Origin of the sequence: Sphaerospermopsis sp. FACHB-1094 (assembly GCF_014696195.1) — a bacterium.
In the GTDB taxonomy this organism is placed as follows: Bacteria; Cyanobacteriota; Cyanobacteriia; order Cyanobacteriales; family Nostocaceae; genus Sphaerospermopsis; species Sphaerospermopsis kisseleviana.
On sequence record NZ_JACJPT010000016.1, the window covers coordinates 67,401 to 77,519 of the forward strand.

General features: G+C 40.7%; 13 protein-coding genes and 1 pseudogene. 10 read left to right on the top strand and 4 right to left on the bottom strand.

Annotation, left to right across the window (positions count from 1 at the left end; translation table 11 throughout):
* Position 1: 1 nt before the first annotated feature.
* The 6 genes from H6F47_RS07535 (at position 2) to H6F47_RS07560 (ending at position 3,870) form a co-directional block, all read left to right on the top strand.
* Positions 2-1,036, top strand: a complete 1,035-nt coding sequence (locus tag H6F47_RS07535) for an RAMP superfamily CRISPR-associated protein (protein ID WP_190648362.1) — start codon at positions 2-4, stop codon at positions 1,034-1,036.
* Between the two features lie 2 nt (positions 1,037-1,038).
* Positions 1,039-1,659, top strand: a complete 621-nt coding sequence (locus H6F47_RS07540) for a hypothetical protein (protein WP_190648365.1) — start codon at positions 1,039-1,041, stop codon at positions 1,657-1,659.
* Between the two features lie 433 nt (positions 1,660-2,092).
* Positions 2,093-2,317 (top strand): hypothetical protein, encoded by a 225-nt coding sequence (locus tag H6F47_RS07545; RefSeq protein WP_137667157.1) that lies wholly within the window; start codon positions 2,093-2,095, stop codon positions 2,315-2,317.
* Positions 2,317-2,796: a hypothetical protein gene (locus H6F47_RS07550; RefSeq protein WP_096569710.1), complete on the top strand. Its 480-nt coding sequence runs from the start codon at positions 2,317-2,319 to the stop codon at positions 2,794-2,796. Before H6F47_RS07545 ends, H6F47_RS07550 begins: the two co-directional genes overlap by 1 nt.
* A 31-nt stretch (positions 2,797-2,827) precedes the next feature.
* Positions 2,828-3,232 (top strand): hypothetical protein, encoded by a 405-nt coding sequence (locus tag H6F47_RS07555; RefSeq protein ID WP_190648371.1) that lies wholly within the window; start codon positions 2,828-2,830, stop codon positions 3,230-3,232.
* A gap of 362 nt (positions 3,233-3,594) precedes the next feature.
* Positions 3,595-3,870, top strand: coding sequence for a Calvin cycle protein CP12 (locus tag H6F47_RS07560; RefSeq protein ID WP_096569706.1), 276 nt, complete (start codon positions 3,595-3,597; stop codon positions 3,868-3,870).
* 384 nt (positions 3,871-4,254) lie between these two features.
* Here the strand turns inward: H6F47_RS07560 and H6F47_RS07565 are convergent, their stop codons facing one another.
* Both H6F47_RS07565 and H6F47_RS28445 read right to left on the bottom strand, forming a co-directional pair.
* Complete coding sequence (locus tag H6F47_RS07565; protein WP_096569704.1) at positions 4,255-5,211, bottom strand: heme o synthase; 957 nt, start codon at positions 5,209-5,211, stop codon at positions 4,255-4,257.
* Positions 5,208-5,342 (bottom strand): hypothetical protein, encoded by a 135-nt coding sequence (locus H6F47_RS28445; protein ID WP_277877137.1) that lies wholly within the window; start codon positions 5,340-5,342, stop codon positions 5,208-5,210. Before H6F47_RS28445 ends, H6F47_RS07565 begins: the two co-directional genes overlap by 4 nt.
* On the opposite strand from H6F47_RS28445, the gene H6F47_RS07570 reads away from it, so the two are divergent.
* Complete coding sequence (locus tag H6F47_RS07570; protein WP_190648374.1) at positions 5,319-5,462, top strand: alpha/beta hydrolase; 144 nt, start codon at positions 5,319-5,321, stop codon at positions 5,460-5,462. The two genes, H6F47_RS28445 and H6F47_RS07570, sit on opposite strands and share 24 nt — an antisense overlap.
* On the opposite strand, the gene H6F47_RS07575 is transcribed toward H6F47_RS07570, so the two are convergent.
* Positions 5,452-6,375: a heme A synthase gene (locus tag H6F47_RS07575; protein WP_190648378.1), complete on the bottom strand. Its 924-nt coding sequence runs from the start codon at positions 6,373-6,375 to the stop codon at positions 5,452-5,454. The two genes, H6F47_RS07570 and H6F47_RS07575, sit on opposite strands and share 11 nt — an antisense overlap.
* 192 nt (positions 6,376-6,567) lie before the next feature.
* Here H6F47_RS07575 and H6F47_RS07580 point away from each other — a divergent pair, with 192 nt between their 5' ends.
* From H6F47_RS07580 to ctaD, 3 genes are all read left to right on the top strand, one after another.
* Complete coding sequence (locus tag H6F47_RS07580; protein ID WP_190648381.1) at positions 6,568-6,750, top strand: hypothetical protein; 183 nt, start codon at positions 6,568-6,570, stop codon at positions 6,748-6,750.
* Between the two features lie 339 nt (positions 6,751-7,089).
* Complete coding sequence (locus tag H6F47_RS07585; RefSeq protein ID WP_190648384.1) at positions 7,090-8,166, top strand: cytochrome c oxidase subunit II transmembrane domain-containing protein; 1,077 nt, start codon at positions 7,090-7,092, stop codon at positions 8,164-8,166.
* A 94-nt stretch (positions 8,167-8,260) separates the two neighbouring features.
* Complete coding sequence (gene ctaD, locus H6F47_RS07590; RefSeq protein WP_096569696.1) at positions 8,261-9,955, top strand: cytochrome c oxidase subunit I; 1,695 nt, start codon at positions 8,261-8,263, stop codon at positions 9,953-9,955.
* Here the strand turns inward: ctaD and H6F47_RS07595 are convergent.
* Positions 9,928-10,119, bottom strand: a pseudogene (locus tag H6F47_RS07595) (hypothetical protein); the annotation flags it as partial. The gene ctaD and the pseudogene H6F47_RS07595 sit on opposite strands and share 28 nt — an antisense overlap.

Sequence of the window (10,119 nt, forward strand, 5' to 3'; positions counted from 1 at the left end):
CATGACTTACCAACCACCGAAAAAACCAATTCCTAAAAGTGCATCTCAGTCAGAAAATGCCAAACCTTATAATTTTGTATCCTTTCCCAAAGACAGACCTAACTTACAGCGTCCCTATGGACATCATAAATATGATCAAAATCGTTTGCACGGTACACTTTACCTGACTTTAAAAGTGCAAACACCCCTTCATGTTTCCACAGGTGCAGTAGTTTTAGGTAGCGATATTGGGACAAAAATTTCCCTAATTAAAACAATGGTGCAAGGAGTTGATAATAAATTATCAATTCAAGGAAGTTCTTTAAAAGGTTGCATTCGTTCTGTATATGAAGCAATTACTAATAGCACCTTACCCGTAATTACATCTAGATATAAAGATAAAATTCCTCCAGAACGTTTATCTTGTAAAAATAAAGAAAAACTTTGTCCTGCTAGTCGGGTATTTGGTGCATTAGATTGGCAAGGTTTGATAGAATTTAATGATGCTAATTGTGAAATAGTCAATTTCTCCACAGGATTTATGCCTTCTTTATATCGTCCTCGTCCAGACCAAAGTAAGGCATACTTTATTAATGGTAAAGTAGCTGGAAGAAAGTTTTATTTTAATACTTCTAAAGCGATTGATAAAGGACAAAAAGAAGGAATTTCTGTACAACAAGCAGGAAGAGAATATACATTTAAAACAGAAATACAATTTAAAAATTTACTTCCTGAAGAATTAGGAACATTACTAATTGTTTTAGGACAAGACAAAAAATATCCCATAGCTTTAAAAGTAGGAGGTGGTAAACCTATTGGAATGGGAACAATGACAGTAAATGTAGATAAAATCAATCAACCACAAAATCTAAAACAGCGTTATTCAACTTATGAAATTAGCGAAGATGATGAATTAACTGGAGTGAAATTAGTGCAATTTATCCAGAAATATATTCAAATTGCACATTCACGCTTGATTCAAAAACAGCAACTAGAAGAACTTGCGGCTATTTTACGTTATCCCAGTGATAGATTACCACCAGAAGGAATGTATTAATTATGAGTTTAACAGATGGACAATGGGAAATTGCTCATGCGATCGCACAAACTTTAGTCCAAGAAGATACAGATGTCAACGAAGTAGGTAAAATCCTTGCATATCTGCGGACAATTATTGATAAATCTGATGCTACATCCCGATTTTTAACATACCTCAAAACCTTAGTTAAAGATGGTAAACAAATCGGACACAGTGGTAAAACCCTGGGATATTATCGCAATATAGAAATTACCTGTAGTCAGTATTTCAAAAATAACAGTGATGCTCATACCATCCTGCAAATTTTAGGTTGGGTATCTCGCTTAATGCGATATTACAAAGATGCAGGTGTTCCTGTGGGGGAAATTATCACACCCGCAGCATCAGTTGTAGAGTCAGCACGTCAATCGGAAATAGCTAAAGTTACCGAATCTCAAGAGTTTAAAGAAGGTGATGTAATAGAAGCGAAAGTTACTAAAATCAGTGGTAATAAGGTTAGTTATGAAATATTGGGAGTCATTAAGTTGACTGAGAAAGAACCGAAAAAAGCAGCTTTACTTCAGGAAGGACAAACTGTGAAGGTGAAAATTGCTGCTCTGAAAGAGGATGGGAGTATTAAAAGTATCAAGTGTGTTGATTAGATTGACAAATTTTTTATTAAACTAATTTGCTCATCTTGTCAAAATTGATATTCAGTGTTACTATGAATGTGTAGAATTAATAACTCAAATAGGAGTCTTTGTTTTATGAATGAAATCAGGTCAAATTTTAGATTACTGGAGTGCTATTCTGCATCAACTCAATCTACCTCGTTTCAAAAACACTATTTATCTGTTACCGATTATAAAATCGTAACAGTATTAGCTTTCTCTCAATCAGTGGTTAGCACAACAACAACTACTATGTTTATAGTATAGCTTTTTAGTGAATCAGAGACAAGCTAGGTTAAGAGATATTTCTATCTTCTTAGCTTGCTCTTGCTAAAAAATAATTAGGAAGGCGAAAGTCTTTGTTTTATAGACCTGTTTTCGCCTTCCTGTTATTATAAAAGATAACAATTAAGAAAAAAACGTTATGAGTGAGTTAGTTAACAAGAAAATATATTTAGTGACCGGTGTACGTATAGCAATTGATAGTCAAGGTGGAATCTTGATAGCGGGAATACTTTCAGATACTCCTTTCACCGATGAGCAAGATTCAGAAACGCTGTCAGAAAATCCAATAGCAAATTTTGCATTTACTCGACAACAAGCCACTTTTTTAAGAGAGCGTCTTAATGAATTTTTAAGGGAAGAATAATGACTTTTAGTATGAACACAATGACAAATAAGGGTTTAGTACCAATTTCCCAGCATACAACTTGGAAAAAATTTAGCTCATTTGACTTACACTTAATTAACACTGACAAATTTGGCAGTTCTAATGTTATTCCTGAAATCAAAGAACTGACAAATAAGTTATCTGCATTTCCTAGTGTAAAAAGAGTCAGGGCTATAGCTAAAAATTTTCCAGACCTTCATGAGATTAATTTTGACATAGAGTTAGAAAAAGATACAGAATTATCTTATGAAAATTGGGAAAAGCTGGAAGATATAGTGATTGAATATGAATGGAAACTTAGGGATAAATCTGGCGAAAAGTGGTATTTTCATACTCAAATACTGGAAGAACTGCCTTTACTTAAAGATTCTACACCAGTTATTTGTACGTCAGATCACAAACAAGGTACAAAAATTGATAGGCCAAGTTCGCTGATGTCTATCTATCAAATTAGTTGAGTGTTAAATTATCTCTACCCAAGCTCCGAAAATGACTTGTGACATCTACCTTGAGCAAGCTAAAAGCAATGAAAAAGCCGCACGTAGCATAGAAGCTGATTATCCAGATTGGGCTGTAACAATGTGCTTTTATGCTGCATTACATTGGGTAGAGTATTATGCTTGTGTTAGTGGCTTTGATATACACGCGGAATACAAAGCAGATGATAAAGAATCTCGTCATACATCACGCAGGAAATATGTTGATGATATTTCTCAAGAACTAGGTAATCCAAATTTACGCAAAGCCTATGCTTATTTAGAACAAGAAAGTAGAAAAGCTAGGTATTTACAGAATTTAAGCACTAATGCCAAAGTATATTATACTAATAATAGATTCACAGTGACAGATTCTTTTCAAAAGCTACAGCAAATTAAACAACTACTAAGTAGTTAAAATTTGAATCCTCGGAAGGGGACGGAAACAAACATCCGTGAGATGCTGACTAACACTCAAGTAATCTAGTCAGACTAACTCCCAAAAGGAGACGGATAAACCAATCCGTGAGATGCTGGATGAGATAATTAGATTAATTTTTATCCCATCTCTCTTCCCCGCAAGGGGATTAAATCTCAACCACAAAAACAGTATAATAATTAACTAAAAAAATCTCTTTAAATTGTTAACATTAATCAGAGTTGAGCCAATACTGCTTGATGAAGTTTTCAGAGGATATCACCATCAGAATCAGAATTAATTGATATCCCTTATTACCCCCATATCAATCTTTATCTCACTCGAAAAAAGGTGAAAGTATCATGACAACCTGCAACGGAGTTAACGCTGCAAACAACTCCGAAAAAAAACAAGAAAAAACCATTGAACAAGCAATACTAGACGCTATTGCCGAAGCCAGAGAAGTTTGTGATCAAAATGGTATTAATTCCCCTAACTGTGCAGTAGCTTGGGATATCGTCGAAGAATTGCAAGCCGAAAAAGCCCATCAACAACAAGCAAAACATCGTCAAACATCCCTAGAAAGCTACTGTGAAATGTATCCAGATGCCCTAGAGTGTTTAATTTACGATTTGTAAAAATTGGTGATTGATGATTGGTGACTGGTGACTGGGTACAATAAATATTTCTCGTTATTTCTCGTTCCCATACTCTGTATGGGAATGAATTATTAAAGGCTCTGCCTTGAGTAAAATTAGAGTCAGAGACTCTATCATAGCATTCCTAGAACGTCGATTCAGTAGGGGCGAAGCATTCGGGTGATAACCTATCACTGAAACCATTGATATTCTGTCCGAATGCTTCGCCCTTACGATTAATGAATCGGTGTTCTAGTCAGAGACTAGGAACGAGTATCTCTACTGTCACCTGTCCCCAGTCCCCAGTCACCTAAAAAAAGCGATCGCACCCCCAAAACTCAGAAATGCGATCGCTTTTTTGTTGCATTTATTTGTGTAAATTTCTTAACCAAGCAAATGCAACTGAGTAAGAATTGTACTCACAAGATGATGAGTAATTGGTAAACTATCAACCACCATCCCCAAACACAGCAACATCATGTAAGAGATGGAATATAGAAATAACTCCCTAGCAACAGTTTTATCCTCTGGGTTTTGTAACAACCGCCAAGACTTATGGACAAATACCCCACCCAAAGTCAAAGCAATTACCACATACACAATACCACTAGCGTGTAAAGGATAAAACAGCAGCACAGTAGAAGTTACAGTAATTACCGTGTAAAACCAAATTTGCCTCACTGTGGCTTTATCACCTGCAACCACAGGTAACATCGGAATCCCTACTTTTGCGTAATCATCCCGAATCATCAACGCCAAAGCCCAGAAATGAGGCGGAGTCCATAAAAAGACAATGGCAAAAATTAACCAAGCTGCCCAACTTAAAGTATCTGTCACCGCAGCCCAACCAACCAAAGCTGGAATCGCACCCGCAGCACCACCAATCACAATATTTTGAGTGCTGTGGCGTTTTAGCCAATGGGTATAGACCAAGACATAAAAAACGATACCAGAAAATGCTAAAAGTGCAGCCAAGAGATTGGCGAAAACAGCCAAGAGAGTAAAAGAACCCACAGCCAGAGCGATCGCAAAAATCAACGCATCACGAGGCTGCACCCTACCAGAAGGCATAGGACGATGGCGCGTCCTTTCCATGTCATAATCTATATCGCGGTCATAGATACAATTAATTGTTTGGGCGCTGGCAGCAGCCAAAGTACCACCAAGCAGCGTTACTAACAATAGCCAAGGATTAACTTGCCCTTTAGCAGCAATCCACATACTACCAGCCGTTGTAATCAAAAGCAACGGAATAATCCGGGGCTTAGTTAGCTGATAATAACTTTGAATCACCTGAAAAAATGAATCATGGTGGCGACGAGAGACATTAGTCTCAATCATGTTAGCTCTCTCTCTTTGCTTAAATTTGTTAATAACTGAGGGGACTGGTGATTGGGGACTGGTGATTGGGGACTGGTGATTGGGGACTGGTGATTGGGGACTGGTGATTGGGGACTGGGACGATTAATCACCCATTAGCCATTACCCAACTACCCATTACCCATTACCAATTACCAATTACCAATTACCAATTACCCATTACCCATTACCAATTACCCATTACCAATTACCCATTACCAATTACCCATTAGCATGACTAACCGTGCTGTCACGCAAAGCTAAAACCGTAAATACCACCAAAGTACCCAACAAAGTAGCACCGACAGCTTGGTGAGTTACGGTGAGAGGTTCGACTTGTAGATGTAACCGGAAGGTGGCAACACCTAACAGCAGTTGTAAAATCAATAACCCACCTGCCATATTTGCCAATTTTCGTAAAGCAGGATGTAAAGCAGGTGTACGCCAGGAAATTAAGACAACAGCTAAAATTGCTAACGTTGGTGGTACTAAACCAAAAATGTGGCTATACATCACACCACAAAGTTGATCCCCAGCAAAACACTGATGCAAAGCCCAGCGAGAACCTACCAAAGCGCCGAGTAAACTTTGCAGATAAACCAAAACCGCAGCAACCAAACCCACCCAAGGCAGTTTTCCTACAGTTCCCGTACCTTGATAAGGGCTAAGTGCCGTACCAATAACTAAAAGGGTAGTGAAAAATAATAACGCCGTTCCCAAATGGGCAGTCACAATATCAAACCGCAACAATTCGGTAACGGTAAGTCCTCCTAAAATCCCTTGGAAGACAATTAAAAACAAAGCAAAAGTTGCAGCCCAAGGCAACCAGTGAGGTAAAACCCGACGATGCCACCAGGATAAACCAGCTAAGGCGATCGCGCTAAAGCCAATCAAAGCTGCATCTAATCTGTGAAACCACTCCAAGAAAACCTGGAGATTCATTTGTTTAGCCGGCACTAATTCCCCATAACACAAAGGCCAGTCTGGACAAGCAAGACCAGCATTCATCACGCGGGTGGCACTGCCTATAGCCATCAAAATTAAAGTAGCTATGCAAATTTTCCACACCAAGCGACGAATCACTTCCTTGGGGCTGTTTTGTGGTGCGGCCGCTTCATTTTGTTGTTCTAGGACAAATTCGTTCATCAACGATACCTGATACTTTATCACCGCTTGAGGTAGAGCTTCTTAAAATTGTCTATTGACCTAAATTGCGAGAGTTGAACCGTTGGGAAATGGAGATGTGGGGAGATGGGGAGGCAGGGGAAGAAGAAGCAGGGGGACAGGGTGCAGGGTGCAGGGTGCAGGGTGCAGGGTGCAGGGGGAGAATATTAACTTTTGCTTTTTGCTTTTTACTTTCTGTCCCCAGTCACTAGTCCCCAGTCCCCAGTCACCAGTCACCAGTCACCAGTCACTAGTCCCCAGTCCCCAGTCCCCAGTCACCAGTCACCAGTCCCCAGTCCCCAGTCCCCAGTCACCAGTCCCCAGTCCCCAGTCCCCAGTCACCTATCTCCACCCTAACTTATGAACTAGGGTTGAAAAATTGACGTTACCTTATACTTTGAATCACCAACACAACTTTTCGCTGTAAGATTTAGGCATTTTTTAAGATAGCAATAATTAATTGTTGACATTTATTGAAATTTCACTGGCAATTTTCTAAAATTTTCCTTAAATTTGGCTTTAAATTATCATTTATTCTTGACAAAATGACTATGGATACCTTTACTCAAGATTAGCGACATAGTTAAAAAATTTAATAAAAATTTCAGACATTGAGAGTCAAGATACCCAACCCTGCACTACCTTAGTAAGTGAGTTACTGTGAAATCAACGTAGTTAATTCCATTAAGTTAAGCCGTGAAAATTCCAAGTTCGATCTGGACACTAATCATAGGCATCGTGCTAACCCTGGTCAGTCTTTGGTACGGTCAAAATCACGGGCTGTTACCCGCAGCCGCAGCAGATGAAGCCGTATTGATAGATGGTCTATTTAGTGCTATGTTGACCGTCTCCATAGGAATATTTCTCATAGTTGAAGGCGTTTTACTCTACTCTGTCTTAAAATACCGTCGCCGTCCAGGTGACACCGAAGATGGTCCACCAATTGAAGGTAATGTACCTTTAGAAATACTCTGGACAGCGATCCCAGCAATTATCGTTATTGGCATTTCCGTTTACAGCTTTGATGTGTACAACCAAATTGGTGGATTAAATCCCCATTCAGTCCATGAAGCACCAATCATGGAAGAATCAATGTCCATGGCGGGAACTGCTATTGCTGCCACTTTAAGCGATACACCTGGCAGCACAAAACCAAATCTGAATCAAGAAAAATTTGACGCTGCTATGGAAGATCCAGCCACCGCAGCAGTTCGTAATACAGAAATTTCCCAAATGCAAAATGCTCCTGGTGTGGGTAGTGTCGCTCCCACCTTGGGCGCAAGTCGGGAAAAAGAAGGACAAGCGCCGCAGTTAGTTGTTAACGTCTCTGCCTTACAATATGCTTGGTTGTTCACCTACCCAGATACAGAGGTGACAGTGGGAGAACTTCATGTTCCCATCGGCCAAGAAGTAGAACTGAACATGAGCGCCAACGATGTCATTCATGCTTTTTGGGTGCCAGAATTTCGCCTCAAACAAGATGTGATCCCCGGTAGACAAACAGAAGTTCGTTTTACACCCAGAAAAGAAGGTACTTATACTGTAGTGTGTGCGGAACTCTGTGGACCATACCACGGCGCAATGCAAACTCAAGTAATAGTAGAGTCCCAAGAGGCTTTTGATAGTTGGATGCAAGAACAGCTAGTAGCCAGTAAAGACAACTTAAATCAAGCTGTGGCCATGAACCCAGCAGATATGACAGTAGATGAATTTCTCGCCCCCTACATCCAAGAAATGGGCATTCATCCAGAAATGCTGCATTTACACAGATGACTGGGGACTGGTGACTGGTGACTGGGAATATTTATCTTTTTTCTGACTTCTGACTCCTGGATCTCCTGACTCCTTGATTTCCTTTTAAAAAACTATGACCCAAGCAAAATTACAAGAAACTACCAATATTTCTCACCTCCAGGAAGAACCAGGGGTAAGAAAGTGGTGGGAATTTTTCACCTTTAATACCGACCATAAAGTAATCGGTATTCAATATCTGGTTACATCCTTTATTTTTTACTGTATTGGCGGAGTAATGGCTGATTTGGTGCGGACAGAATTACGCACCCCAGAGGTGGATTTTGTCACCCCGGAAGTTTATAACAGCTTGTTTACACTCCACGCCACGATCATGATCTTTTTGTGGATCGTGCCAGCAGGGGCGGGTTTTGCTAACTATCTCATCCCGCTGATGATCGGGGCTAGGGATATGGCGTTTCCTCGTTTAAATGCGGTGGCTTTTTGGATGATCCCCCCAGCCGGTCTATTACTGATCGCTAGTTTGGTTGTGGGTGATGCCCCAGATGCTGGTTGGACTTCTTACCCTCCCCTCAGTTTGGTAACAGGCCAAGTGGGTGAAGCGATCTGGATCATTAGCGTCCTGTTGTTGGGTACATCGTCAATTTTGGGGGCGATTAATTTTATTGTCACCCTCTTAAAAATGCGTGTTCCCAGTATGGGAGTCCATCAAATGCCTTTGTTTTGTTGGGCGATGTTAGCAACTTCGGCTTTAGTATTGCTATCTACACCAGTTCTCGCCGGGGCGTTAATTCTCCTATCTTTTGACTTATTAGCAGGGACTACATTTTTTAATCCCACCGGTGGCGGTGATCCGGTAGTTTACCAGCATATGTTCTGGTTTTACTCTCACCCGGCGGTGTATATCATGATTTTGCCTTTCTTTGGGGCAATTTCGGAAATTATCCCAGTTCATGCGCGGAAACCGATATTTGGTTATAAGGCGATCGCCTATTCTTCTTTGGCTATCAGCTTTTTAGGTTTAATCGTCTGGGCGCACCATATGTTTACCAGTGGTATTCCCGGCTGGTTGCGGATGTTCTTTATGATCACCACCATGATCATCGCTGTACCCACGGGGATCAAAATCTTTAGTTGGTTAGCAACTATGTGGGGAGGCAAAATTGAACTCAATACCCCCATGTTGTTTGCTATGGGTTTTGTGGGTACATTCGTTATGGGTGGTGTCAGTGGTGTAATGTTGGCATCCGTTCCCTTTGATATTCACGTTCACGACACCTATTTTGTTGTTGCCCACCTCCACTATGTCCTGTTTGGTGGTAGTGTGTTAGGTATTTTCTCCGCTATCTATCACTGGTTTCCGAAAATGACAGGGCGGATGATGAACGAATTTTGGGGTAAGGTTCATTTTGCCTTAACCATTGTGGGTTTAAATATGTCTTTCTTACCCATGCACAAACTAGGAATGATGGGTATGAATCGCCGTGTTGCCCAATATGACCCTAAATTTACCACTTTGAATGAAATCTGCACCTATGGAGCTTATATTCTCGCCATTTCCACATTACCCTTCATCATCAATGCGGTATGGAGTTGGTTCTATGGTGAAAAAGCACCTAATAACCCTTGGCGCGGACTTACCCTAGAGTGGATGACAACTTCACCACCAGCTATTGAGAATTTTGAGAAACTGCCTGTTTTAACTACTGGTCCTTACGACTACGGCGTGAAACACAAAAATGTTGATGTCAGTAAAGTATTAAGTGCTAAACCAGACGAACCCTATCCCACCATTGAGTCTGGCGTGTAAATGAGGTGATTGGTGACTGGGGACTGGTGACTGGTGACTGGTGACTGGTGACTGGTGACTGGTGACTGGGGACTGGTGACTGGGGACTGGTGACTGGGGACTGGTGACTGGGGACTGGTGACTGGGGACTGGTGACTGGGGACTGGTGACTGGGGACTGGTGAC

Coding starts and splice junctions, on each gene's coding strand:
- H6F47_RS07535 (WP_190648362.1), top strand. CDS start 2: ATGACTTACCAACCACCGAAAAAACCAATTCCTAAAAGTGCATCTCAG.
- H6F47_RS07540 (WP_190648365.1), top strand. CDS start 1,039: ATGAGTTTAACAGATGGACAATGGGAAATTGCTCATGCGATCGCACAA.
- H6F47_RS07545 (WP_137667157.1), top strand. CDS start 2,093: ATGAGTGAGTTAGTTAACAAGAAAATATATTTAGTGACCGGTGTACGT.
- H6F47_RS07550 (WP_096569710.1), top strand. CDS start 2,317: ATGACTTTTAGTATGAACACAATGACAAATAAGGGTTTAGTACCAATT.
- H6F47_RS07555 (WP_190648371.1), top strand. CDS start 2,828: ATGACTTGTGACATCTACCTTGAGCAAGCTAAAAGCAATGAAAAAGCC.
- H6F47_RS07560 (WP_096569706.1), top strand. CDS start 3,595: ATGACAACCTGCAACGGAGTTAACGCTGCAAACAACTCCGAAAAAAAA.
- H6F47_RS07565 (WP_096569704.1), bottom strand. CDS start 5,211: ATGATTGAGACTAATGTCTCTCGTCGCCACCATGATTCATTTTTTCAG.
- H6F47_RS07575 (WP_190648378.1), bottom strand. CDS start 6,375: ATGAACGAATTTGTCCTAGAACAACAAAATGAAGCGGCCGCACCACAA.
- ctaD (WP_096569696.1), top strand. CDS start 8,261: ATGACCCAAGCAAAATTACAAGAAACTACCAATATTTCTCACCTCCAG.